Here is a 24,443-nt window from a genome sequence, read left to right as displayed (position 1 = left end):
GTAAAATTCCATCGAAAAGTCGTATCTTTGCCCCAATAATTTGAGTTTTATGCATACAAAAGAGGAAAAAATGCAGGCTTTTGGCCGTTTTCTTGACGTATTGGATGCGTTGAGAGCAAATTGTCCATGGGATAAGAAGCAGACGAATGAGAGCCTGAGACCCAATACAATAGAAGAAACTTACGAACTCTGCGACGCTCTGATCAAGAATGATATCCCAGATATCTGTAAGGAATTGGGGGATGTGTTACTGCATATCTGTTTCTATGCCAAGATTGCAGAAGAGAAAAGCCAGTTTGACATGGCTGACGTGTGCAACGCATTGACAAGGAAGATGATTACCCGTCATCCGCATGTTTACCACCCGTCGCAGGTTGACGCCGAGGACCCTAAGCCTCTGCCATATGTGCCTGACGACTCTTCTGCGGATGCTCCTAAGGTGTCGACTGTGACACAGGTGCTTGAGAATTGGGAACAGATTAAACTGAAGGAGAAAGATGGTAATAAGTCGGTGCTCTCGGGTGTGCCCGATGCTCTGCCAAGTCTGATTAAGTCCTATCGTATTCAGGACAAGGCCCGCAATGTGGGTTTTGACTGGGAAGACAAACAGGATGTATGGAAGAAAGTGCGTGAGGAACTTGACGAACTGGAAGTGGAACTGCGGAAGGATGATAAGGAGAACTCAACGAAAGAATTGGGCGACTTCCTCTTTTCGGTCATCAACGCAGCCCGTCTATACAAACTGAATCCTGACAATGCGTTGGAGATGACCAACCGTAAGTTTATAAACCGCTTTAACTATATTGAGGCGCATAGCATCAAGATCGGTAAGCCTTTGAAGGATATGACACTGTCAGAAATGGATGCTCTCTGGGAAGAAGCGAAGCGAATAGAAATAGAGAACAACTAAACCCCAAAACCATATGAAGAAAATAATCTTTCTTGTATTGATAATAGCTGTGGTGTTTATGCTGGGTTATTGTGGAAGCGGAAACTCACAGCAGCAGACGATGATGGAAGAGGATTCGGCTTCTGTTGAGAACATACTTCCTGTTGACCGCACAATCTATGGCTTGTGTGGGTCAGGAACAGCTATGAATACCTTGGAACTGATAACAGACAATGGTGATACGCTGAACCTGTCGCTAGTGAATGCCCAGGAGAATGAACGTGTGCTTGGCGGTCTGCAGGCGGGCGACAGACTGGCGGTGATGACTGATTCGAAGAAAACGGAAGCTACAGAGGTGATAAACCTGAACACGCTGTTGGGCGACTGGGTGATGCCCGATCCGATTGACGGTAGTGCCGAGGTGGGTATTCGCATTAAAGAGGGCGGAATCGCAGAAAGTATCGAAATGACTAATATCCTCTATCGTACATGGAAAATCGTGAACGGAAAGCTAGAGATACTCTCCGTACGTGAAGGGGGCGGTGATCAGGAAGAGCTTAATCTGTATGAGATTCTGACGCTGGGACCCGACACCTTGTCGTATAAGACGATTGACAAGGCGAGCGATGAGGAGGAGACATTTGAATATACCCGTTATAAGGATAATAAAAAGACTGACCTGCGTGGTCTTCAGCTAGAAGATACACAAGACGAGTTTAATAAGATTTGATGGCAGAACCGTTTAAAGTACATATATTGGGATGTGGCAGTGCGCTTCCAACCCTTCGTCACCATGCCTCTTCACAGGTTGTTGAGGTGCGTGAGAAAGTGTTGATGCTCGACTGCTCGGAAGGCACCCAGATGCAACTTCGCAAGTGTAGGGTACGTTTTACTAAACTGAGTCATGTGTTTATCACTCATCTTCATGGCGACCATTGTTTCGGCCTGATAGGTATGATATCAACCTTTGGACTTCTAGGGCGAACGGCTAAACTTCATGTCCATGGTCCGAAGGCTTTGGGGGCAGAGCTCAAACGTCAGATAAAGTTCTTCACCCATGACTTGGGGTTTGAAGTCGTGTTCTATCCTGTGGATACTACACAACGACAAGTGGTCTACGAGGATCGCAGTATTACGGTGGAGAGCATCCCGTTGGAGCACCGTGTGCCTACCTGTGGCTATCTGATCAGGGAGAAACAGTCGTTGCCCCATATTCGTAGAGACATGATGGACTGTTACCAGATTCCTGCCAGTCAGGTTGGTAATATTAAGAATGGCGCAGATTGGATAACGGCAGATGGTGAGGTTATTCCTAATGCCAGACTCGTAAAACCTGCTGATCCTGCCCGTTGCTATGCTTATATCTCAGACACCCGTTATATGCCCCAGTTGCATGAACAACTGAGAGGGGTGACAACACTCTATCATGAGAGTACGTATGGTGAGGATAATATGCAGAATGCAGAGAAATACCATCACTCAACAGCCCGCCAGGCCGCTTTGGTGGCACGTGACGCCGGGGTGGATAAACTGTTGCTGGGTCATTACAGTTCGCGATATGAGGATGAGACAGTGCTGCTTGAAGAAGCAAAAAGTGTGTTTGAAAACACCTTTTTAACGAATGAAATGGCTGTTTTTAATGTCTGAACGTTTATAAACCCGCCTTTTTTGCATAAAAATTTTGCTATTTCAAAAGATTGTTCTACCTTTGCACGGACGATAATAGAATTGCTTATGAGGAAAAGTGTACTCTCGCTATTGTTTTTTACCATGCTGTCGATGCCAGTTCTGTCGGTTCCTGTGATGATGGAATTGATGGCTGTGGATCAGATGGATGGCGAGGTGACAATTGCCGCAGAGGGACGTACTATTATCGTGAGCGGCGCCGAGGGGCAAAAACTTGAGGTGATATCCCTGACGGGCCGCAAGGTTGCCGAATATCAGATAAATAGTCCTGCCCAGCGTATTGAGTTGGATTTGAATAAGGGCTGTTATGTTATTAAGGTAGGCAAGGTCGTGCGTAAGGTCTCCATACACTGATGTACGATGATTGAAGATCAGCAGATTTTTCAGTTGCTTTCTGATGCCTCTACTCAGCGTAGGGGCTTTGAATTGCTGGTCAGAAAATACAGCGAACAGCTTTATTGGCAGATACGTCGTATCGTCTTGACCCATGACGATGCGAACGATGTGCTTCAGAATACCTTTCTGAAAGCTTGGAACGGCTTGGAAAACTTTCAGGGCGATGCAAAAATAGTTACTTGGCTATCACGTATCGCTATCAACGAGAGTCTGGATCAGTTGCGTCGTAATAAACATATGGTCTCAGGTGCTGATGAGGATCTTTCGGTAGCGAATATGCTTATGGCCGATTCTTATTTCGATGGCTCTGAGGCTGAAGCCCTGCTTCAGGAAGCAATCGCATCTTTGCCTGATGTGCAGCGTACGGTTTTTCAGTTGCGCTACTTCGAGGATATGAAATATAGTGAGATGAGTCTAAGGCTTAATACCTCTGAGGGGGCCTTAAAAGCTTCGTATCACATAGCCGTCAAGAAAATCTCAGATTTTTTTAAGGCGCGTGATTAAACCTTTTGAATATAGATACGTCATATATACGATGAAAGAAGAAAAGTACATAGAAGACATGGTTGGGAAGCGAAATGCGTTTCGCGTTCCTGATGGTTATTTTGACAACTTTACAGCTCAGATGATGCAGCAGCTTCCAGAAAAGCCTGTTGCTGCAATGAAGGAGTTGAAGCCTCGCGCAAAGTCTATCTGGTTACGCCCAATATTCTATGCGGCAGCCAGTGTGTGCGCAATTGTTATCAGTGCTACGATTTGGTTTGCCATGCCATCGGAGCAGTCTGCTACTACTCAGGTTCAGGCGCAGAAGGTCTTGCAGCAGGATGAGGCAGATACCTATATTGATGAAGCTGCTGACTACATGATGCTTGATAATCATGATATTTATGCCTACTTATCAGAGAACTAAACGCTAGAATGAAATGAGAAGATTTTTTTTAAGTGTCGTCGTAGTGTTGCTGTCAATAGTGGCAGCTTTTGCGCATGATCCTCAGAAGTTCTCACCTGAGAAGTTCCAAGCCGATTTGGAACAGTTTATCACCAAGGAGGCTTCTCTGACTCCTGAAGAGGCAGCTAAGTTCTTCCCCTTGTACAGAGAGATGCAGCACAAACAACGGGTGGTATGGCAGAAAATGAAGGATTTGGGTAGAAACAAACCCGCAGAAGAAGCAGCATGTAAGTTAGCTGTACAGAAGCGTGACGAACTGGAGTTGGAACAGAAGGTAATCCTACAGACTTACCATAATAAGTTCTTTAAAGTTATTCCTGCCTCGAAGGTCTATGATGTAATTATCGCGGAGAATCGTTTCCACCGCTTTGCCATCAGGAGCTGGGGACAGAAAGACAGGGCTCAGCCCAAGAAATAATCTTTTTGTGAAAAAAATCAGTAAAAAACAAGAAGTTTTTGGATAATAATGACTACCTTTGCAACTCAAAGGTCAATCCATGTTACGTTATCTGATTAAGAACTTATATCGAAAATATCGTAATCTCATTCTTTATGGGATTATTGGAAGTTGTTCTTCTGGACTGGACTTCCTTCTTTATACATTGTTCGTCAATGTATTTAATTGGCATTATCTGTTTTCAAATTGTGTAAGTGTGCTTGCAGGTATCACTACCAGTTTTACTTTAAACCGGACATACAATTTCAAGGTGAAAGATCAGACTATTAAACGAATGCTGATATTCTTCACAGTGGGTTTGTGTGGTATGTTGATGAGTAATCTGATTCTGTATGTCTGTATTGATTGTTTGGAGATGAATAAGATTGTTTCTAAGCTGCTGTCAATAGGATTGGTGGTTATCGCACAATTTGTTATTAATAAGTATATAACTTTTAGACCTACTTCGGCATGATTAATAATTTGTATATTGTGATGCCTGCGTATAATGAGGCGGAGAACATTGAAACGACTATTAAGGAATGGTATCCTGTGGTAGAGCGTTTGAATAGTAATGACTGCAAATGCCATCTTGTCATTGCGAATGATGGTAGCAAAGACAATACATATCATAAGATGTTGGGCCTACGGGAGTTGTATCCTATGCTGATACCCTTGGATAAACCAAACTCTGGACATGGTGCCACCGTGCTTTATCTATATCGTTATGCTATTGAACAGGGAGCCGATTTCGTTTTCCAAACCGATAGTGACGGACAGACCAATCCCAATGAGATATGGCAAATGATTGAACATGCGGAGGATTATGATTTCCAAATTGGAAATCGTAATAATCGTCAGGATGGAATGTCACGTGTGTTTGTGACTAAAGTGCTGAAGATGGTTGTATGGCTGATGTTCCATGTGTGGGTAACCGATGCTAATACGCCTTTCCGCCTGATGAACGTTGAGCGTCTGAAACGTATCATGGCTGTGATACCAGAGGACTACTTTCTTTGTAATGTGGCCATCTCTGCTATTGCGGTGAAATGGCATGAGCGATGCAAGTGGTATCCTATTACTTTCAAGCCTCGTCAAGGAGGGGTGAACTCTATCAATATGAAGCGCATAGTGAAGATTGGCCGCAAGGCGCTGAACGACTTCTATACAATCAATAAGAATCTGAGACATGTTGGCTAAGAGAATCCTAACGATGATGACCTTGATAGTCTGTGTGGCTGTCATTGCTGTGTTTTCATATAATGCTCTTCGTAATCCCTGGCTGTGGTTCGACGAGTCGGGACAGTTCTGGATATCGAAAGGACTGAATCATTATTCAGAGGTATATGCTGCATCTGGAGGTTTGAGCGATGTGATAGAGAATAATCGTCATTACAATCTCGATCCAGGAGGCTTTTCTGTACTTCTGTATTTTTGGTTACTGATTAATGATAGCAGTACGCTTTTCCTACGTTTGCTTCCTTATCTGTTTTTCCTTGGTTTTGCGAGTGTTGTGTTCCTCTATACCTATAAGTCGAGTAAGAACATTTTGGAAGCAGCTTTCCTGACAACACTCTTGTTTTTATGGGAAGTAACAGCCAATGAGATGGGCGAGGTACGTGGTTATACTATGGAGATGTGTGGCGTTGTGGGAGCCGTCTATCTGATAAGGTTTCATTCGGTTCTCTTGACAAAGCGTTTCCTGCTAGTTTTGGGGATTTGGTTGTCAGTATTCAGTCTCTCACGTTACGATTTCGTTGTTTTTGTCATTGGCGTATCTTTGTGGATCTTTTTGGGCTTGTTGCATGAGAGATTATCGTTTGGTAAGCTGGTAGCCAGATTGGCATATTATGCGGTTCCTTTGATAGTAGTCTTACTGGTTGTGCTGGTTGTGATGCTGATGCATCAGAACCCTGCAGGTTCTGCTGAATCTTATCTCTACTTAGGGTCAAGTGCTCATGCATGGTTAACACCATTGTTCTTATTTGGAGCACTGAATGCCTTATTGGTGATATATGATTATAAGAAAGGTGTGGTGGTGCTTCCCAGTCAATCACTCTTTTTAGTGGTATTTTTGGTATATTGTCTTCTTTCTCTGCTGAGGATATTCCCTTTGGACGTTCGCGGTTCTATGGCATTGACGGTGGTGCTGACTATCGCTCTCGTAGAGCGTTTCTTCCTAATTATTCCAATCCATTCGTATATTAAAGTGTTTGTGCTGTTCTGTTTGATGCAGGTTTGCCGCACGACACCGTTGTCAGAACTTGGTTCGACCAATATTGACACGAAGACTTTTCTGGAATTTACCGAATTGAAACAGAACAGTTCTTACGATAAGTTGTTCGTGGATTATTGGATGAATCCAGACTTCCGTTACCTGTATGAATATGGTGCATTAAGGAATGAGGCACAGAAAGACGGCTATCCCAATCGTTTTGTATTACAAATAGATGATGACGACCCATCGAAGGTTGTGATGCCTGGAGAGGTAGATTGTGATTATTATATTATCACCCGATTCTCGAAGTTCACGAAACAATACGACATGTCGCCCTTCCGTCCTCTTGATGATGAGTCACAGGACATCTATCAGAGAAATTGATTATCCTAATTTAGAGCCCTCAATGAGTTTAGGACAGATATCTTCAAGGCCACACTTTTCACAGTGTGGCTTTCTTGATGTACATACATATCGCCCATGGAGCAATAGCCAGTGATGGGCATCGGGGATATCCTTCTCAGGAATGTACTTGATAAGTTTCTGTTCAACCTTAAAAGGGGTATTGTCGTATTTATCGACCAACCCTAAACGATGGGCTACACGATAGACATGTGTGTCGACAGCGAGTGCCGACTTTCCGAACGCCACGCTCTGAATCACGTTAGCGGTCTTTCTGCCTACGCCAGGCAGGTCGAGTAAAGCATTCATGTCAGAAGGAACTTCGCCATTGTGCTTCTCTACAAGAGTCCTGGCCATTTCCACCAAATGACTTGCTTTTGCGTTAGGATAGGACACGCTGCGGATATAATCTAAGATGTCTTCGGGCTCAGCCATAGCCATGCTTCTGGCATCGGGATAATGTCTGAATAACTCGGGTGTGACTTGATTAATGCGCTTGTCTGTACATTGCGCACTCAGTACGACTGCTACTAACAACTGGAAAATACTACCAAACTCCAGTTCGGTATTCACGTTTGGCATCTGTTCGCGGAAGTATGCCAATATTCTATCGTATCTTTCTTCTTTTCTCATCTTATTGCAAAAGTACGTAAATAATTGCAGATTCCCAAATATTTTTTGTACTTTTGCATCCAAAACCAGCGCTATGGATAGTAAAAGAATCATTAGTTTTCTTCGTCAGCTGATGGCGAATAATAACCGACCTTGGTTTCAGGAGCATAAAGCAGAGTATGAATCGGTTAGGGCAGAGTTTGAACGGGGTATTAGTCAAGCGATAGAACGTATAGTGACTTTTGACCCTGAGATTGCACACCTTACGGTGAAAGATTGTACATACAGATTCTACCGTGATACTCGTTTCTCTGCTGATAAATCACCCTATAAGAATCACTTAGGTGCCTATATTGATGCAAAGGGCAAGAAGGCATTGCGAGGCGGTTACTATATCCATCTGGAACCCGATCACTGTGTGTTGGCAGTAGGGAACTATTGGTTGCCTACTAATATTCTCACTTCGTGTAGGAATGAAATTATGGGTAATACCGAGGCTTGGCTGAAGTGTGTGGAAAACGAAGAGTTTAAAAGGTATTTCAATGATGAGGGACAGGATAATTCCATTGCCTACTGGGACCAGCCACAAGGTTTTGGTTTGGAAAAGTTGAAGACGTGCCCAGCAGGTTTCCCCAAAGACTGGGAATATGTGAAATATCTTCGTTTGAAGAACTACTGTGCCTGGCATGCTGTGCCTGAAGATTTCTTCGTGGGCGATGGCTGGCTCGACGAGATGGAACATATGTTTCGTGTTGCCAAACCAATGATGGATTTTATGAATGCCGTAATCGACGACTACGAATAATAATTAAAACAAAAAGAAAAATGAAAAAACTATTTCTATCAATGGCCTGTCTGGCTGCTTTGGCTGTAAATGCCCAGAAGTTACCCGTATGGCAGGATCCTAATGCAAATCAGCAGAATCGTGAAATGCGTCATGCTCATTTCTTTGCTTACGAGAACATCGACAAGGCTAAAGGTGACAAAGCGCAGTCTAACCGTTTTCTCTCTATGGAGGGAACATGGAAATTCCATTTCGTTAAGAACCATCAGGATGCGCCGAAGAACTTCTTTAGTGTGAAGTACGATGATGCCAAGTGGGTAGATTTCCCAGTGCCAGGTCTGTTCGAACTGAATGGCTATGGCGACAAGACTTATAAGAACGCGGGATATGCGTGGAGTACAACCTTTAAGAATAATCCTCCATATATCGGTGAGACTAATAACTATACGGGGTCCTATCGCCGTACATTCGAACTGCCTGTCAGCTGGAAAGGTCAGGAGGTGTTCTTCCATGTAGGATCTGCCACGAGTAACCTTTCTGTTTGGGTAAATGGAAAATATGTGGGCTACTCTGAAGACTCCAAGGTTGCAGCAGAGTTTAATATCACGAAGTATCTGAAGCCTGGCAAAAATCTTATTGCCATGCAGGTGATGCGCTGGTGTGATGGCTCTTACCTCGAAGATCAGGATTTCTGGCGCTTCACTGGTATCGCCCGTGAAGTGTATCTCTATGCAACCCCAAAGGTTCATGTTCAGGATATCTTCGTGAAGCAGGATTATGTTGATGGAAAGGGACTTCTTGATGTTGACGTGAAGCTTGCCGGTGGCAAGGCCGACGTTGAAGCACAGCTCTTTGATGCTGAAGGAAAGTTGGTGGCCGAGGGGCTGAATACGACTGTTGCTGATGCTAAAGCCTGGACAGCCGAGACGCCTAACCTTTATACCTTATATATATTATTAAAGAAAGGTCAGGATGTCCAGGAAGTTATCAAACAGAAGATTGGCTTCCGTCATATTGAGATAAAAGGAGGACAGCTGCTGGTTAACGGACAGCCTATCCTGATTAAGGGAGCGGACCGTCATGAGCTTGATCCTGATGGTGGCTATATCGTCTCTGTAGAACGTATGATTCAGGATATTAAGATTATGAAGCAGCTGAATATCAATGCTGTACGTACTTGTCACTATCCTGATGATCCCCGTTGGTATGACCTCTGCGACGAATACGGAATCTATCTTACGGCAGAGTCGAATCTCGAAAGTCACGGTATGGGCTATCACGAGCAGACGCTCGCCAAGAACGAGGCGTTTGCCAAGGCGCATATTGAGCGTCAGGAGGGCAATGTCATGACTTATAAGAACCATCCCTCAATCATCGTTTGGTCTCTTGGTAATGAGGCTGGTTACGGTCCTAACTTCGAGAAGGCCTACGATTGGGTGAAAGCCTACGACAATTCACGTCCCTGCCAGTTCGAGCAGGCTCGTCATGACGGAAAGACAGATATCTTCTGTCCGATGTATCTGGGCTATGAAGACTGTGAGAAGTATGCCAAGGGTGATAATCCCCGTCCGCTTATCCAGTGCGAGTATGCTCATGCCATGGGTAACTCAATGGGTGGCTTTAAGGAGTATTGGGACCTCATCCGCAAGTATCCAAAGTATCAGGGTGGCTATATCTGGGATTTTGTTGACCAGGGATTGCGCGACAAGAGCCCTGTCACGGGAAAAGAAATCTTCACCTATGGCGGTGACTACGGACGCTATCCTGCTTCTGACTATAACTTCAACTGCAATGGTATCATTGCCCCCGATCGCCGTCTGAATCCCCATGCTCATGAGGTGGGCTATTACTATCAGAATGTATGGATTACCGATAAGGGACTGAAGGATGGTAAGTTGGAGGTGTATAACGAAAACTTCTTCAAGTCAATCGATGATTTAGAACTAGTGTGGAAGGTTAAGAAGCACAGTGGTACTATCGACGTCAGCGGTATTGCTCCACAGCAGCGTAAGACTATTGTCGACGAAGGATTGGCAAAGATGCTGACGAAGGTGCTTGCTCACCATGCAGATGAGGAGATACTTGTTAACTTCGAGTTCCGCAGCCGTGAAGCTCAGCCGCTCATAGAGAAAGGCCAGGTACTGGCTCGTCAGCAGTTCATTGTCCAGCCCTACAAGTTCCCAGAGATCAAGGCAGAGACAGCTACGGTAGCGAAAGAGGAGACAGAAAGCTATGTGAAGTTTGATGTGGTTGGTACTTCTTTGACCATCGGTAAATGGAGCGGATGGATTGACTATCTTGATGTAGACGGTGAACCGATGTTGCTCGATCGCTGCTCTATCGTGCCTGAGTTCTGGCGTGCTCCAACTGATAATGACTATGGCGCACAACTTCAGAACAGACTGGGCGTTTGGAAGAATCCTCAGATGAAACTCGCTGATTGTCAGGTGAAAGGCAATTCTGTGGTAGCTGTTTTCGAGATGCCTGACGTGAAGGCTAAACTGACGATGACCTATACGTTGTCAGCTGAAGGTGAAGTGATTGTTCGCGAGCAGTTTGAACCATCGTCTTCTGATATCGTTCCTATGTTCCGTTATGGTATGACGCTTCAGATGCCGAAGCAGTATAACACTGTCAAGTACTATGGTCGTGGCCCTGTTGAGAACTATATCGATCGCAACTCATCAGAGTTCATTGGCGTTTATGGCAATAAGGTGGCTGATGAATATTTCTCGTATGTCCGTCCGCAGGAGTCTGGAAATCATACAGATATACGCTGGTTCCGTGTACTCAATGAACAGGGTAAGGGACTTGAGTTCTATTCAAATGCACCAATGGAAGCCAGTGCATTGAACTACCTGATTGAAGACCTCGACGACGGACCTGTGAAAGATAAGGTCTGGGGTCATCACTCTGGCGACCTCGTAGAGCGCCCTCTCACGCAGGTTCACATCCAGCAGCGACAGATGGGACTCGGTTGTGTTAACTCATGGGGAGCATGGCCACGAAAGGAGTATATGGTGCCCTGCAAGGCTTACGATTTCACCTTCGTCATCAAGCCTATCAATTAATTTGCACTCTGAATAGCTCATTCTGTGAGCAAAATGATACCACTTATGGCTTGACTTTTGTCAAAAAGTCGGCCATAAGTGGATATTTTATGAATTTTTTGCCAAAAAGAGTTGGTGTATACCTTATAAATTAGTACCTTTGCAGCGGAAAAAGAGATGATTTGAAATGAAAATGAAAAAGCAGATTACGATTTTGATGCTCGCTTTACTGGCGGGTGCTACTATGACTTACGCAGAGGAGACGAATGTCACCAATGAGTGTGACACCACCTATATTAAGCTCGACGAGAATCTCGAGCCTATTAACTATGTGAATTGGTCAAAAGAAGACCTTGAGAATGAGGTGGGTGAGCTAGAGACCATTCTCGAGACTGATGCTTTCCAGCTTTATGCTGCTGGTGAATATACATACAAGATCGAGAACGGCTATGTTACTTCTATGGCTATTCAGATTGAGGACGAGAAGAACGATAAGGTCGTATACAACCAGATTCTCAACACATTGGCCAAGAGTAACTCTATTAAGGATACTCACAATACTGGTGGTAACTACTATCAGTATGAGAATTTCCAGGTTCAGTTCGACGACTTTGAGGGTTACGAGAAGCTTACATTCTCGGTCATTCCTTTCGATTTGGCACAGTAGTTGACCAAGGATAAAGGGAAGACTTCTTTGCTGGATTGTAAAGAATAGATACATAAAAAAGCGCCTTCTGGTTTGCTCAATCTAGAGCAGCGGGAGGCGCTTTTAATGTTTGTTACCGACAAGAAACGGGTTTGTCGTAAGCAAACTTAGGGTTTCATTACGGCAAACTATGGGTTTCCTTACGACAAACTTAGGGCTTTTTCAGGTAAAACAAGTTGTTTTATGCGCGCTCAAGTAGTCTCCACAGGTGGTGGAGATAGTCTTTTCGGGTACAAAACAACTTGTTTTGTACCGAAAGATGACGTCTGAACAAGGGGCTGAAATAAGGCTTTTCCGTAACGATCACGTTCTCAATGACTTACGGAAACGGCTCAAAACTCGCGTATTTGCGATCTGTGGATGGCTTGGTGACAAAGATGCGATTCTTACGAGGCGCTTTGTCAATAATAATCATGGGCTCTTGAAAAGGCTTGGAACGCAAGGACTTAGTGGAGCGACAGAAAGTAACCAAGGCGATAGAGTTTGAAGATAAGTAGAGACGGGTGGGGGCCACAGAGGTTTCGCCTTTCTATCCTGTGAAAGAGACGATGTCCCAATCGGATGATTGACAGGATGAGGGGGATGTGGATGCCAGAGACCAGTGTCAGCAGTCGCGAGTAGCCTTTCAGCTCAGACTGGAAGGTGTATAGGGTGCGAAGGCCTTCTTCCGTCTTGCTCACGAAGTCGGCATTGGTCTCGAATGTGCAAAATCCCAACGGATTATCGATATGGGTGATTGGTATACGATGTTGTCGGAGAGTCTTTCCCAGCAGCACGTCCTCGTAGCCATAATGGCGGAATCGCTCATCGAAAGGATGCTGAAGCATCACTTCGCGGCGAATGAGCAGGTTGGCTGTGTGCAGATGCTGATAAGGAGATGCCTGTCGCTGGCTCGCGATGTGCTTGTCTTCCTCGGCCTTCTCGTAGAGGTAGCGCAGGTTCTTGCCTTGCAAACGGCTGGAAACCGAGCGATCCTTCAGGCATTCTTCGTCGCCGTGAATGCTCACGCCCCCGCAGATAACGCCCAGGCAGGGACATTTCAGGTAGCGCGTAATGAATTGGTTGTTGAGCACCGTCATGTCGCTATCGATAAACAACAGAAAGCTATATTGGGCTTTCTGGGCCAGGAAGTTGCGGATGGCCGCACGCCCGACGTTCTGTTCACGCAGGATGTATTGGCAGTTGCTGAGTGAGGAAATGGGGAGGTTAGAGGCGATTGTCTCTTTGTTGTCGGAGCCATCGTCGCCTACAAGGATCTCGTAGGGAATGAGAGTCGCCTGCAGAAGCGCCTGCAACTGCTGTACTAACGGCAGACAAACCGTGTTGTAGTTCGGAATCAGTATTGATAATTCTGTGATTTTGCTCATTTCGCTGGCAAAGATACTAAATATTTTCATAATTACTTGTTTATTTGTTATTTTATTCGTACCTTTGCACCCGCTTTTACGAGTTAAGAGCATGAAATTCAAATTTAACAATTAAAAAATTAAGCATTTATGGCAACAAAGATCAGATTGCAGCGCGGTGGTCGCAAAGGTTATGCTTTCTACAGCATCGTTATCGCCGACGCTCGTGCACCACGAGATGGTAGATTTACTGAGAAGATTGGTACTTATAATCCTAACACCAATCCTGCCACAGTAGACTTGAATTTCGACCGTGCGCTTTATTGGGTTGAGACTGGTGCCCAGCCCACAGACACAGTACGTAACATTCTGAGCCGTGAGGGCGTTTACCTGATGAAGCACCTGCGTGGTGGCGTGAAGAAGGGCGCTTTCGACGAGGCTGCCGCACAGAAGAAGTTCGATGCCTGGAAGGCTGACAAGCAGAAGGGTCTCGACAAGGTTCGTGAGGATGAGCTGAAGGCTAAGAAGGAAGCTGCTGCCAACGCACTGAAGGCAGAGAAGGCCGTTAACGAGGCTATTGCCAAGAAGGTAGCTGACAAGAAGGCTGCCGAGGCTGCTGCTAAGGCTGAGGAAGAGGCTGCAAAGGCTGCTGAGGCCGCTGCTGCTGAGGCTCCCGCTGAGGCTGCTGCTGAAGAGGCTGCTCCTGCTGAGGCATAAGCTGACGTTGAAAGAACAACAACTAAGAATTAAGATGAAGGCTGCATGTAAAAGTGCAGCCTTTATTTTTTGCTCCAAGTGTCAATATACTGCTGCGCTACTTTCTTGAAATCGTGATGACGGCGGACGTATTCCTGGCTTTGGCGTTTCAGGTCTGGAATGCGCTCGGGATGCAGTATAAGTTCCTCTATTTCCTGATACACGCTCTCATAATTGGGCTGCACATTGATAACGGGGCGCAGCTCAGTCTCGCCGAGAATGTCATAGTTTTCACTCTCGCCTCCGCCTATGCAGATGATTCCCTTCGACATGGCCAGCAGAGAATTCATCGAGGGGGTATAGCTGTAGAGTTGGTCGAGCAGAATGTCGGCCTCGTCCATCATATTCTGATATTGGGCGAAGGGGACTGACTCTGCTTTAATGAGTTCGAACCGCTTAGGATATTTGTGGCTGATGTCAAGGGCGGCCTGCAACATGATGTCGGTACCTTTATATGCCGAACGTTCACGATTGATGCCAATGAAAGCCTTGATTTTATCGCTTGTGTCACTATTTACCGTGATGCCGTTCTGCTGTCTGATGGGAAAAGGAATATATGTCGTCTTTTGGGGGAAGTGGAAGCGGTAGCACACATCGTATTCATATAGTCCTGTGATAATGCCGTCGCAATCCTCTGCAATATGACGGTTCAGACGCTCCTTGGTTGTGCCGAGCCACTCCTGCTGGTATTTTATAGCCTCATTGTCAGTACGTGGCTCCTCGCCGATGTTGAAATCGCTGTAACGTAAAAGTTTCTTGTACGTACAGGTGTAAACCCAATACCAATCCATACCGAAGCCGCCAAGAAACACCTTCTTGTTATGGCGGCGCAGATAATTATAAAACCAGAATAAACGCTCGGCTTTCAGTTCAAAGAACATAGGGTTGATGAGTTGCACGATATCGTAACCTCTTAGTTTCGGCAATAGTCCGTATAGCTTTGCCATCAGGCAGATACCTCCCCATTTGCCCGGCTTTCGAGCCACATCGATATCTCTGGGGTAGTTCTTCCAGAAATCACCATTGGATACAACGGTCACATCGTGTCCTAATGAGCGGAGCCCTTCGGCAAGCGTGGCGTGTACATTGCTATATTCGCCAACAAGTAATACTTTCATCGTTCTTTGCTGAGCAGTGGTATGAGATGTGTTAGGACAGAACGTCCTGCCTGAGTATTAATCAATCTGCGGAACCATACGTACTTCGACGTATAGTCCTGATTAGGAAGAGGGTAGAGCCCTGCCTGTCGTAGCTCCTCGATTTTGCGCTCGATATAATGGCTCGGACTTTTCAGCCGGATAATCTGGTAGAGATAGTCCATCGTGAGTTGGGCCACACGGCGTTGCAGAGCTGACCGGTCGTCTATTGGAAGTCTGTCGGCTTGAACACTAAGACGCATAATGATGCTCTTCACGTCTTCCAAGCGTCCCAGCCGCTGACGTATGTGATTTCCTGTGCTGATAGAGCCTTGGCGCTGCTGATACAGATAAGCCTGGGCATCGGTCCATATAACTTTCTCTGCCCGTAATAATAGCAAGGGGGTAAATTCTTCGTCCTCGTGACAGATACCAGGGGTGAATCTCAGATTGCCCAAAATGGAACGGGCAAAGAGATAACCGCATGCCGTTCCGCGAATGTTCTGATGGCGCATGAGCTTGCTGCCTTTCTGCGGTTCGCTGTCTGTGTAGTTTGGGTTGTCCGATGGCTTGTGGGTAAAGTCGAACATCACCATCTCTGGCGCGTTGAAGCGAATCAAATCGATACAGTGTTCATAGGCAGGTCGTATCAGCTTATCGTCACTGTCTACAAATTGCAGATAGGTGCCTGTAGCCATCTGTATGCCTGTGTTTCTTGCTACACTTAGTCCTTTATGAGCCTGTCTGATGTAGATGATGTCCTCACCATATTTCGTGAGCTCGCCCATTGGAGCGTTTGCCGAACCGTCGTCTATTACGATGATCTCTCTCTCGAATGCACGAAGCGATAGGGCAAGTATACTGTCGATACACTCGCAAAGCATCCTGGCAGGTAGTTCATAGTAGGCAATGATAAAGCTGATTAGTGGTTTCTCCATACGTTATGAAAGAGTCTGGTGAGTTTGCATAATGATTTGATACCCAATATGTTTAATGCGATAGATTTGAGCTTTTGAATACCGTTGAAATATTTGGGATTCATATGTATATCGGGTAGTATTGGTACTTCGCCAGTCATTTCAAAAACATCTATCTGTATGTTGACCACTTGCATGTAATAGGCTTGAAAGTCCTTGTCACGTCGTTGTGTATCCATGATGATACTCACATGATGATGGAGTAGCATGCGCATGGCCGAATTGTCGGCAGTAGCCGTAATGCCTTTGGGATTATAGCAATAGTAGTAACATCCCGAGTTGATAGTTGCCACGATGCTGGCTTTCTTGAGAAGACAATATAGTGTATAGATGTCTTCGAAAACAACACCCGTAGGGAACCTGACCTCGTCAAAGAGTTCCTTCTTGTATATCTTGTTCCAAGCATAGGTATGCTGGTAAGCACGTCCTTGAAACCAGTATGCCTCCATATTGTTATATACCGTTTCTTCAGGAAAAGCCAGCTCATGATGGTTCGGCGAGCCATAGAACAGTTGTGCGGGATATTCTAAGATGTCTACTTCTGGATTTCTGGCTATATAATCCATTACAGGTGCAAATGTGTGTTCGCCGATATAGTCGTCGGAATCGATGAAGGTTATGTATTTACCTCTGGCTACGTCAATACCTGCGTTGCGGGCGTCACTCAAACCACCGTTTTTCTTATGTATTACGGAAATCTTTTCGCTCTTAAGTGCCCATCTGTCGCATATCTGGGGACAACGGTCTGGTGATCCGTCGTCGACAAGAATCAGTTCATAGTTACTGAAATCCTGATTGACAACACTCTCTATACATTTATTGAGTGTGGCCTCTACGTTATAGACAGGGATGATTATACTTAGTTTCACGGGGCAAAGTTACGAATAAGTGAGCAAAATGCAAAAGAAAAATGTTTTTTTCTTTTCATTTGAAATAATTTGCGTACTTTTGCGTTTGGTTTATTATATGGCTAAAGAATCTAACGAAAGTTATCGGCATATACTGAAATATACAGGTATTTTCGGTGGCGTGCAAGGGCTGAGTATTGTTTTAGGACTTGTACGTACAAAACTTGTTGCATTAATACTCGGTCCATCGGGCATGGGCCTGGCCTCATTGTTTAATACCACAGTAGGTTTTGTTTCTCAGGCTACTAATCTTGGCATATCTTTCAGTGCAGTGCGACATATTTCAGCCCTGTATGATGGAGGCCAGAAAGAAGAGTTGGAACATTTTGTGAAAGTAATCAGAGGATGGTGCCTGCTTACGGCTTTGATAGGTATGCTGGTATGTGTGGCTATAGGGCCGTTGCTGAGTCAGACTACCTTTGCCTGGGGTAATCACAGCCTTCACTTCATGTTACTTTCGCCTGCTGTCGGTATGCTGGCTATTACTGGTGGCGAGACGGCTATACTTAAAGGCATGCGCAGCCTTGGATCATTGGCCGTGATTCAGGTGTTGACGGTTGTTGCTGCTCTTGTCATCTCTGTTCCTATCTATTATGTCTTCGGTGAGTCTGGCATCGTACCTGTCATTGTGCTGATGGCTTTAGCAACCATGTTGCTCACGGTGCGTCAATCCTTCCGCCTGATGCCGCTGATGCTTTGTGGTGCTCGTGGCATCTTGGGCGAGGGAATGGATATGGTGCGTCTTGGCGTAGCTTATACGTTGGCGGCTATCGTGGGTACTGCATCTGAGATGTTTATTCGTTCCTATCTGAACGTGACAGGCGACCTTGATGTACTCGGACTCTATAATGCAGGCTATATGCTAACTATTACCTATGCGGGTATGGTCTTTTCCGCTATGGAAGCCGACTATTATCCTCGTTTGTCAGGGGTTCAGCATGATATTGCAACTACGAACGATACCGTTAACCGTCAAATGGAGGTCTCATTGCTGCTGATATCGCCTATGTTGGCGGGATTAGTAGTTTTTCTGCCAATCCTTGTGCCATTATTATTCAGTCAGCAGTTTCTGCCTGTGGTGGGAATGGCTCAGGTTGCTGCCTTGGCCATGTATATGAAGGTACTGACTCTTCCTGTGGCATATATCACTCTTGCCAGAGGTTATTCGCTTTCCTATCTGTTTCTTGAGACCTCCTATTATGTAGTATTTGTTCTCCTTGTTATTTTCGGTTATCGTCAGTGGGGGCTTCTCGGTACGGGAATTGCCGTTACTTTGGCTCATCTTTTTGAGTATCTGTTAGTCAATGCCTATGCATATAAAAAATACGGTTACCGTAGTTCGGTAACCGTATATAGATATGCTGTCGTTCAGATCGCACTTGGTCTTTTGGCTTATATGCTGACACTCACCGCCGAAGGCGTTCTTTATTGGGCGGCAAGTGCTTTAGTCATATTGCTTAGTATGGGTTTGTCGCTCCAAGTTCTGCGTAGTAAAACTCATCTGTGGCAAGCACTCACCAAGCGCTTCCTGCGTTAAAAGCGGAAGTCTAATTCTATATCTACGAAGTTGTGATTCTTGTGAGCAGCACGCTCGTTTACAAGTGCATACTCTGCATTGAGCTGCAAGTTCTTCGTAAAGAAGTAGTTCAGACCGATCTCGTACATAGTCTTAGCACGATTCCATTCCTTGTTGTCGCGATAGGTCTGGTAACGGGCCTTAGCGTGGAGCTTGCTCTTTACTACAGGCACGATGCCGAAAGCATACCAACCGTCGGCCTTGTCGCCTAGCTCAAGATTTGCACCATAACCTTGGCTATGCAGATACTCAGCACGGAAGGTGTACTCATTCTTGTCGTACTCGGCGGAAAGGGCGTAGCGGTTCTTGCGAGCGCTCTTGATTGTTGTGTTCATGGTAGTTGGATATGGGACATATGCTCCATCTTGGCTGTATACATAACCTGTATAGGTCGCAGCCATCTCACCACGAGTACCAGTCCATCCGAAGGCACCGATGCGAAGTCCCTGAATAGGCATTACCCAGAAACCTCCGATGATATCTTTCTTGTTGTCTTTATCCTTCTGGTTAATACCCTCACCATTGTATACACCTATCTGGTAGTGGAATGTACGACGACCGTTGGCGTTGGGGAACAGGTCTCCCGAGAACTGAAGACCAATATCACGACCGCCTGATGACTTTTCGCCAGTGCGATCGCCGAAACCAGAGAGATTATTGATAACCATGGCGTACGAATACCAACCCTGAGTGATGGGGTGGGTGGGGTTCTCAAATGTGAACGCACGCTTGAACTGACCTGCACGGATCTTGAACTCTGGGTATTTACGCCATTCGGCATAGAGGTCTACCAACTGTACGGTAGGTTCGCCTGGTCCTTTTACGTTGGTACCTTGAATCTGTGCACGCCAATCGAAGTCGCCGATTTTACCGTCGAGGATGAAACGGGCCAGACGCAGGTTGAAAGTGTTGGTATGTGCACCTTCTTTATCTTCGCCCTGATATTGGAGCATGCCATAACCACTAAACTTAATGTTCTTAACCCACTGCGGAACCTCTACAACAGTTTTCTTTTCCTGTTGTACTTCCTGAGCATTTTGTACTTCTGCATTAAGTACCTCTGGTTCTTCTGCATTCATGGTGCCAACGAAACCTGTCATCAGCACGATGAGTAAAAATGTTTTCTTTAACATGATTTTTTTTGTTTTAGGTTATATGGGGGCAAAGATAGGGAAAAAAGTTCAATATTCCAAATATAATCCCCCATATTTCCTGATTATACTATTTTTAACGTTGTTCTAATAATACCACGTTCTCCACATGTGGTGTGTGGGGAAACATATCTACAGGTTGTACGGCAACCACTTTATATGCCTCGTCGAAGTCTTGTAGGTCACGGGCCTGAGTGGCAGGGTTACAACTTACGTAAACGATGCGCTTGGGTGCAGCACGGAGGATGGTCTTTACTACGTCGGGGTGCATTCCTGCACGTGGCGGGTCGGTGATAATCACATCAGGACGTCCGTGTTTGGCAATGAAATCATCGGTTAGAATGTCCTTCATGTCGCCAGCATAGAAGAGCGTGTTGTCGATATGATTTATTTCCGAATTAATTTTTGCATCTTCAATGGCCTCGGGCACATATTCTATTCCAATTACCTTGCGAGCCTTTTTAGCTACAAAGTTGGCTATGGTTCCTGTGCCGGTATAGAGGTCGTATACCAGCTCTTCACCTTTCAAATCGGCCAATTCGCGAGCAACACTGTATAGATGGTATGCCTGCTCGGTGTTGGTCTGGTAGAAACTCTTTGGCCCCACCTTGAACTTCAGATCTTCCATGGTCTCAAATATGTGGTCATTACCTTTGAATACCAATATGTCCTGATCACCGATAGTATCGTTGCACTTCTGATTGTCAAGATATAGTAACGAGCTGATCTCTGGGAATTTGTCGGATATATGTTTCAGTAATCCAAGAGCCTCATCTTTACCTCCTGTCTCGTCATAATGGAACTGAATTATTACCATCCATTCACCTGTGTTGGAATTTCGAATGATAACGTCGCGTAGCAGACCTTTTTGCTGGCGGAGGTCGAAGAACGTGATGCTGTTCTCTATGGCATAGTCGCGAATTTCGTTGCGAATTTTATTATGCAGATCATCCATCAACCAACATTTCTCTACGGGTAGAATTTTGTCGAATGCACCTGTGATGTGAAATCCTATGGCGGGTATGTCTTTTAGGCTTTGACTCTCGTCATTAGGTAGGGTTGCAATCTCCTGTTTTGTTAGATAACGTTTGTTGGCACAACCATAGTCCAGCTTATTGCGGTACTCTTGTGTCTTTACACTCCCTAGAATAGGACGGAATTCTGGTAAATCGACCTTGCCGATGCGTGTTAATTGGTCTTTCACCTGTTGCTGTTTGAACTTTATCTGTTCTTCGTAGGGAAGGTTCTGCCATTTACAGCCACCGCATACACCAAAGTGCTGACAGAAAGGAATCGCGCGTACATTACTATATTTAATAAAGCGTACAACTTCACCTTCAGCAAATGAGTGTTTCTTACGGCGAATCTGCACGTCGCATACATCACCAGGCACACAGAAAGGTACAAAAACCACCATGTCGTTCCAGTGGAACAGGCACTTTCCTTCTGCTGCAACAGCCTCTATCGTTACACTCTCTAAGAGTGGTAAAGGTTTCTTGTTTCTTGCCATCTTTTTCTCTAATTTGGCTGCAAAGGTACAAAATTATCCCTAAAATTCTTCTAAATCTACGTAATCTGTGGCTAAAAAAGTGAAAATGTAAGGTCGACATTACAATTTTTCATTGTTTTTTTTGGATAATACATCAAATTGTGGTATCTTTGCGGAATTAAAAGCAAAAAAACAATTTATCAATTAATAGTTTAACTGACTTATGAGTACAAAAAGAGTTTACCTCTTCGGTAATGGTAAGGCCGAAGGTAATGCAAAAATGCGTGAGGAACTTGGCGGTAAAGGCGCTAACCTTGCTGAGATGAACCACATCGGCGTTCCTGTTCCTCCTGGTTTCACAATTACTACAGATTGCTGTAACGAATATTATCAGGTTGGTCAGCAGAAGATTATGGAACTGCTGAACGATGACGTAATGGCTGCCGTGAAGCATATAGAGAACTTGATGAACTGCAAGTTTGGCGATGCCCAGAATCCTCTGTTGGTATCTGTTCGTTCTGGTGCCCGTGCCTCAATGCCTGGTATGATGGACACCATCCTGAACCTTGGTTTGAACGACGAGGTTGCAGAGGGTATGGCCAAGAAGACAAATAATCCTCACTTCGTGTACGACTCTTATCGTCGTTTCGTACAGATGTACGGCGATGTTGTACTCGAGATGAAGCCTGTAAACAAGACTGATATCGACCCATTCGAGGAGATTATCGAGAAGGTTAAGAAGGAGAGCGGTGTTGTTCTGGATAAGGACCTCTCAGTTGAGGACTTGAAGAAGCTGGTTAAGCTGTTCAAGGCTGCCATCAAGGAGCGCACAGGTAAGGACTTCCCCAACGATCCTATCGAGCAGCTCTGGGGTGCTATCTGCGCTGTGTTCCGTTCTTGGATGAACGAGCGCGCTATCCTGTATCGTAAGATGGAGGGAATCCCCGACGAGTGGGGTACAGCTGTATCAGTAATGGCAATGGTATTCGGTAACATGGGCGATACATCAGCTACTGGTGTATGCTTCAGCCGCGATGCTGCTAACGGTGAAAACCTGTTTAACGGTGAGTATCTGGTTAACGCTCAGGGTGAGGACGTTGTTGCTGGTATTCGCACACCACAGCAGATTACAAAGATCGGTTCTCAGCGCTGGGCTGAGCGTGCTGGTATCTCTGAGGAGGAGCGCGTAGCCAAGTATCCTTCGATGGAGGAGGCCATGCCTGAGATTTATGCCGAATTGAATGGTATCCAGGACAAGCTGGAACACCACTATCACGATATGCAGGATATGGAATTCACCGTACAGGAGGGCAAGCTCTGGTTCCTCCAGACACGTAACGGTAAGCGTACTGGTGCTGCTATGGTTAAGATTGCTATCGACCTGCTCCACGAGGGTATGATCGACGAGAAGACTGCCATCCAGCGCTGCGAGCCTCAGAAGCTCGACGAGTTGCTCCACCCAGTATTCGATAAGAAGGCTCTCTCTGTTGCTAAGGTTATTGCACAGGGTCTGCCTGCATCTCCAGGTGCTGCTTGCGGTCAGATTGTATTCCACGCTGACGACGCTAAGGAGTGGCATGAGAATGGACATAAGGTAGTACTCGTACGTATCGAGACCTCACCTGAGGACCTCGCTGGTATGGCTGCTGCCGAGGGTATCCTCACCGCTCGTGGTGGTATGACCTCACACGCTGCCGTTGTGGCTCGTGGTATGGGTAAGTGCTGCGTATCAGGTGTAGGTGCTCTGAATGTTAGCTATAAGGACAAGACCGTTGAGATCGACGGCGTAACATATAAGGAGGGTGACTTCATCTCTCTGAATGGTACAACTGGTCAGGTATATGCTGGCGAGGTTCCAACAAAGGCTGCTGAGCTTTCAGGCGACTTCAAGGAGCTGATGGACCTCTGCGACAAGTACACCAAGCTGCAGGTTCGTACCAATGCTGATACTCCACACGATGCACAGGTAGCTCGCGCTTTCGGTGCCAAGGGTATCGGTCTTACACGTACCGAGCACATGTTCTTCGAGGATCAGAAGATTGTTGCTATGCGTGAGATGATTCTGGCTGATAGCGTTGCCGGACGTGAGAAGGCACTTGCCAAGCTGCTGCCTTACCAGAAGGCTGACTTCAAGGGTATCCTCGAGGCTATGGATGGTCTGCCCGTTAATATCCGTCTGCTCGATCCTCCTCTCCACGAGTTCGTTCCCCACGATCTGGCTGGTCAGCAGACCATGGCTAAGGAGATGGGCGTAAGCTTGGAGGAAATCCAGCGCCGTGTTGACTCACTCGCTGAGAACAACCCAATGCTGGGTCACCGTGGTTGCCGTCTGGGTATCACATTCCCTGAGATTACAGCTATGCAGACCAAGGCTATCCTCTCTGCAGCTTGCGAGCTGAAGAAGGAGGGTAAGAACCCAATGCCAGAAATCATGGTTCCTCTGATTGGTACTATCAACGAGCTCAAGCAGCAGAAGGAGATCATCCAGTATGCCGCTAAGGAGGTATTCGCTGAGTATGGTATCGAGGTTGAGTTCGAGATTGGTACGATGATTGAGATCCCGCGTGCAGCCCTGACTGCCGACCTGATTGCTTCTGAGGCTCAGTACTTCTCATTCGGTACTAACGACCTTACTCAGATGACCTTCGGTTACAGCCGCGACGATATCGCTTCGTTCCTGCCTGTTTACCTCGACAAGAAGATCCTGAAGGTTGACCCATTCCAGGTACTCGACCAGAAGGGCGTAGGTCGTCTCATCAAGTTCGCCGTTAAGGAGGGGCGTGAGGTTCGTCCTGAGCTTCGTTGCGGTATCTGTGGTGAGCATGGTGGTGAGCCCAGCTCAGTTAAGTTCTGCGCTAAGATTGGCATGAACTACGCTAGCTGCTCTCCATTCCGTGTGCCCATCGCCCGCCTTGCCGCCGCACAGGCAGCTGTTGAGGAGTAGAATACTCATATATAACTGCAAAGGGACCTGTT

Annotated in this window: 23 protein-coding genes; 16 read left to right on the top strand and 7 right to left on the bottom strand. The window is 45.8% G+C overall.

What is annotated here, in order from left to right; all coding sequences use genetic code 11:
* Positions 1-49 precede the first annotated feature (49 nt).
* The 10 genes from mazG (at position 50) to T325_RS09490 (ending at position 6,958) form a co-directional block, all read left to right on the top strand.
* Positions 50-910 (top strand): nucleoside triphosphate pyrophosphohydrolase, encoded by an 861-nt coding sequence (gene mazG / locus T325_RS09535; protein WP_036912916.1) that lies wholly within the window; start codon positions 50-52, stop codon positions 908-910.
* Between the two features lie 13 nt (positions 911-923).
* On the top strand, positions 924-1,619 hold the full coding sequence (locus tag T325_RS12445; RefSeq protein ID WP_081911136.1) for a lipocalin family protein: 696 nt from the start codon (positions 924-926) through the stop codon (positions 1,617-1,619).
* Positions 1,619-2,536 carry a ribonuclease Z gene (locus tag T325_RS09525; RefSeq protein ID WP_036912913.1) on the top strand — a complete coding sequence of 306 codons (918 nt, stop codon included), beginning with the start codon at positions 1,619-1,621 and terminating at the stop codon, positions 2,534-2,536. Before T325_RS12445 ends, T325_RS09525 begins: the two co-directional genes overlap by 1 nt.
* 87 nt (positions 2,537-2,623) lie before the next feature.
* Complete coding sequence (locus tag T325_RS09520; RefSeq protein ID WP_036912910.1) at positions 2,624-2,929, top strand: T9SS type A sorting domain-containing protein; 306 nt, start codon at positions 2,624-2,626, stop codon at positions 2,927-2,929.
* Between the two features lie 6 nt (positions 2,930-2,935).
* Positions 2,936-3,475, top strand: a complete 540-nt coding sequence (locus tag T325_RS09515; RefSeq protein WP_036912907.1) for an RNA polymerase sigma factor — start codon at positions 2,936-2,938, stop codon at positions 3,473-3,475.
* A gap of 58 nt (positions 3,476-3,533) precedes the next feature.
* Positions 3,534-3,881, top strand: a complete 348-nt coding sequence (locus tag T325_RS09510) for a hypothetical protein (RefSeq protein WP_143058299.1) — start codon at positions 3,534-3,536, stop codon at positions 3,879-3,881.
* A gap of 13 nt (positions 3,882-3,894) precedes the next feature.
* On the top strand, positions 3,895-4,338 hold the full coding sequence (locus T325_RS09505) for a hypothetical protein (protein WP_036912902.1): 444 nt from the start codon (positions 3,895-3,897) through the stop codon (positions 4,336-4,338).
* Between the two features lie 79 nt (positions 4,339-4,417).
* A complete protein-coding gene (locus tag T325_RS09500) occupies positions 4,418-4,831 on the top strand; it encodes a GtrA family protein (RefSeq protein WP_036912900.1) in 414 nt (137 codons plus the stop codon).
* Complete coding sequence (locus T325_RS09495; protein WP_036912897.1) at positions 4,828-5,556, top strand: glycosyltransferase family 2 protein; 729 nt, start codon at positions 4,828-4,830, stop codon at positions 5,554-5,556. The genes T325_RS09500 and T325_RS09495 overlap by 4 nt, the downstream gene beginning before the upstream one ends.
* A complete protein-coding gene (locus T325_RS09490) occupies positions 5,546-6,958 on the top strand; it encodes a hypothetical protein (protein ID WP_036912894.1) in 1,413 nt (470 codons plus the stop codon). The genes T325_RS09495 and T325_RS09490 overlap by 11 nt, the downstream gene beginning before the upstream one ends.
* Here T325_RS09490 and nth read toward each other — a convergent pair whose 3' ends face one another.
* The gene (gene nth, locus T325_RS09485) at positions 6,959-7,609 is read right to left on the bottom strand and encodes an endonuclease III (RefSeq protein WP_036912891.1); all 651 of its coding nucleotides are present in this window, start codon (positions 7,607-7,609) and stop codon (positions 6,959-6,961) included.
* 73 nt (positions 7,610-7,682) lie between these two features.
* Here nth and T325_RS09480 point away from each other — a divergent pair, with 73 nt between their 5' ends.
* From T325_RS09480 to T325_RS09470, 3 genes are all read left to right on the top strand, one after another.
* Entirely contained in the window at positions 7,683-8,393 is a 711-nt protein-coding gene (locus T325_RS09480) for a DUF2461 domain-containing protein (RefSeq protein ID WP_036912888.1), read from the top strand.
* 20 nt (positions 8,394-8,413) lie between these two features.
* Entirely contained in the window at positions 8,414-11,443 is a 3,030-nt protein-coding gene (locus T325_RS09475; protein WP_036912885.1) for a glycoside hydrolase family 2 TIM barrel-domain containing protein, read from the top strand.
* Between the two features lie 172 nt (positions 11,444-11,615).
* On the top strand, positions 11,616-12,089 hold the full coding sequence (locus T325_RS09470; RefSeq protein WP_146063112.1) for a hypothetical protein: 474 nt from the start codon (positions 11,616-11,618) through the stop codon (positions 12,087-12,089).
* A gap of 485 nt (positions 12,090-12,574) precedes the next feature.
* Here the strand turns inward: T325_RS09470 and T325_RS09465 are convergent, their stop codons facing one another.
* On the bottom strand, positions 12,575-13,525 hold the full coding sequence (locus T325_RS09465) for a glycosyltransferase family 2 protein (protein ID WP_231622222.1): 951 nt from the start codon (positions 13,523-13,525) through the stop codon (positions 12,575-12,577).
* 99 nt (positions 13,526-13,624) lie between these two features.
* Between T325_RS09465 and T325_RS09460 the strand changes: the two genes are divergently transcribed.
* Entirely contained in the window at positions 13,625-14,191 is a 567-nt protein-coding gene (locus T325_RS09460; protein WP_036912878.1) for a 30S ribosomal protein S16, read from the top strand.
* 62 nt (positions 14,192-14,253) lie between these two features.
* Here T325_RS09460 and T325_RS09455 read toward each other — a convergent pair whose 3' ends face one another.
* The 3 genes from T325_RS09455 to T325_RS09445 are packed head-to-tail and all read right to left on the bottom strand — an operon-like array spanning position 14,254 to position 17,212.
* The gene (locus tag T325_RS09455) at positions 14,254-15,348 is read right to left on the bottom strand and encodes a glycosyltransferase family protein (protein WP_036912876.1); all 1,095 of its coding nucleotides are present in this window, start codon (positions 15,346-15,348) and stop codon (positions 14,254-14,256) included.
* Positions 15,345-16,304, bottom strand: coding sequence for a glycosyltransferase family 2 protein (locus T325_RS09450; RefSeq protein ID WP_036912873.1), 960 nt, complete (start codon positions 16,302-16,304; stop codon positions 15,345-15,347). Before T325_RS09450 ends, T325_RS09455 begins: the two co-directional genes overlap by 4 nt.
* Positions 16,289-17,212, bottom strand: coding sequence for a glycosyltransferase family 2 protein (locus T325_RS09445; RefSeq protein ID WP_036912870.1), 924 nt, complete (start codon positions 17,210-17,212; stop codon positions 16,289-16,291). The genes T325_RS09450 and T325_RS09445 overlap by 16 nt, the downstream gene beginning before the upstream one ends.
* 97 nt (positions 17,213-17,309) lie before the next feature.
* Here T325_RS09445 and T325_RS09440 point away from each other — a divergent pair, with 97 nt between their 5' ends.
* Positions 17,310-18,788: an oligosaccharide flippase family protein gene (locus T325_RS09440; RefSeq protein ID WP_036912867.1), complete on the top strand. Its 1,479-nt coding sequence runs from the start codon at positions 17,310-17,312 to the stop codon at positions 18,786-18,788.
* On the opposite strand, the gene T325_RS09435 is transcribed toward T325_RS09440, so the two are convergent.
* Positions 18,785-19,960, bottom strand: a complete 1,176-nt coding sequence (locus T325_RS09435) for a porin (protein WP_051949829.1) — start codon at positions 19,958-19,960, stop codon at positions 18,785-18,787. The genes T325_RS09440 and T325_RS09435 overlap by 4 nt on opposite strands.
* A 94-nt stretch (positions 19,961-20,054) precedes the next feature.
* Positions 20,055-21,488, bottom strand: a complete 1,434-nt coding sequence (gene rlmD / locus T325_RS09430; protein ID WP_036912864.1) for a 23S rRNA (uracil(1939)-C(5))-methyltransferase RlmD — start codon at positions 21,486-21,488, stop codon at positions 20,055-20,057.
* Between the two features lie 202 nt (positions 21,489-21,690).
* Between rlmD and ppdK the strand changes: the two genes are divergently transcribed.
* Positions 21,691-24,411 (top strand): pyruvate, phosphate dikinase, encoded by a 2,721-nt coding sequence (gene ppdK / locus T325_RS09425; RefSeq protein WP_036912862.1) that lies wholly within the window; start codon positions 21,691-21,693, stop codon positions 24,409-24,411.
* Positions 24,412-24,443: the final 32 nt, after the last annotated feature.

Source organism: Prevotella sp. FD3004, from assembly GCF_000746155.1.
In the GTDB taxonomy this organism is placed as follows: Bacteria; Bacteroidota; Bacteroidia; order Bacteroidales; family Bacteroidaceae; genus Prevotella.
This window is presented reverse-complemented; position numbering and strand designations above follow the sequence as displayed.

What these genes read in the sequence shown, in the direction of transcription:
- T325_RS09465 (WP_231622222.1), bottom strand. Translation starts at nt 13,525, where the DNA reads ATGAAAATATTTAGTATCTTTGCCAGCGAAATGAGCAAAATCACAGAA.
- T325_RS09435 (WP_051949829.1), bottom strand. Translation starts at nt 19,960, where the DNA reads ATGTTAAAGAAAACATTTTTACTCATCGTGCTGATGACAGGTTTCGTT.
- T325_RS09440 (WP_036912867.1), top strand. Translation starts at nt 17,310, where the DNA reads ATGGCTAAAGAATCTAACGAAAGTTATCGGCATATACTGAAATATACA.
- T325_RS12445 (WP_081911136.1), top strand. Translation starts at nt 924, where the DNA reads ATGAAGAAAATAATCTTTCTTGTATTGATAATAGCTGTGGTGTTTATG.
- rlmD (WP_036912864.1), bottom strand. Translation starts at nt 21,488, where the DNA reads ATGGCAAGAAACAAGAAACCTTTACCACTCTTAGAGAGTGTAACGATA.
- T325_RS09450 (WP_036912873.1), bottom strand. Translation starts at nt 16,304, where the DNA reads ATGGAGAAACCACTAATCAGCTTTATCATTGCCTACTATGAACTACCT.
- T325_RS09470 (WP_146063112.1), top strand. Translation starts at nt 11,616, where the DNA reads ATGAAAAAGCAGATTACGATTTTGATGCTCGCTTTACTGGCGGGTGCT.
- T325_RS09510 (WP_143058299.1), top strand. Translation starts at nt 3,534, where the DNA reads ATGGTTGGGAAGCGAAATGCGTTTCGCGTTCCTGATGGTTATTTTGAC.
- nth (WP_036912891.1), bottom strand. Translation starts at nt 7,609, where the DNA reads ATGAGAAAAGAAGAAAGATACGATAGAATATTGGCATACTTCCGCGAA.
- T325_RS09460 (WP_036912878.1), top strand. Translation starts at nt 13,625, where the DNA reads ATGGCAACAAAGATCAGATTGCAGCGCGGTGGTCGCAAAGGTTATGCT.
- T325_RS09520 (WP_036912910.1), top strand. Translation starts at nt 2,624, where the DNA reads ATGAGGAAAAGTGTACTCTCGCTATTGTTTTTTACCATGCTGTCGATG.
- T325_RS09495 (WP_036912897.1), top strand. Translation starts at nt 4,828, where the DNA reads ATGATTAATAATTTGTATATTGTGATGCCTGCGTATAATGAGGCGGAG.
- T325_RS09515 (WP_036912907.1), top strand. Translation starts at nt 2,936, where the DNA reads ATGATTGAAGATCAGCAGATTTTTCAGTTGCTTTCTGATGCCTCTACT.
- T325_RS09500 (WP_036912900.1), top strand. Translation starts at nt 4,418, where the DNA reads ATGTTACGTTATCTGATTAAGAACTTATATCGAAAATATCGTAATCTC.
- mazG (WP_036912916.1), top strand. Translation starts at nt 50, where the DNA reads ATGCATACAAAAGAGGAAAAAATGCAGGCTTTTGGCCGTTTTCTTGAC.
- T325_RS09505 (WP_036912902.1), top strand. Translation starts at nt 3,895, where the DNA reads ATGAGAAGATTTTTTTTAAGTGTCGTCGTAGTGTTGCTGTCAATAGTG.
- ppdK (WP_036912862.1), top strand. Translation starts at nt 21,691, where the DNA reads ATGAGTACAAAAAGAGTTTACCTCTTCGGTAATGGTAAGGCCGAAGGT.
- T325_RS09475 (WP_036912885.1), top strand. Translation starts at nt 8,414, where the DNA reads ATGAAAAAACTATTTCTATCAATGGCCTGTCTGGCTGCTTTGGCTGTA.
- T325_RS09490 (WP_036912894.1), top strand. Translation starts at nt 5,546, where the DNA reads ATGTTGGCTAAGAGAATCCTAACGATGATGACCTTGATAGTCTGTGTG.
- T325_RS09480 (WP_036912888.1), top strand. Translation starts at nt 7,683, where the DNA reads ATGGATAGTAAAAGAATCATTAGTTTTCTTCGTCAGCTGATGGCGAAT.
- T325_RS09455 (WP_036912876.1), bottom strand. Translation starts at nt 15,348, where the DNA reads ATGAAAGTATTACTTGTTGGCGAATATAGCAATGTACACGCCACGCTT.
- T325_RS09525 (WP_036912913.1), top strand. Translation starts at nt 1,619, where the DNA reads ATGGCAGAACCGTTTAAAGTACATATATTGGGATGTGGCAGTGCGCTT.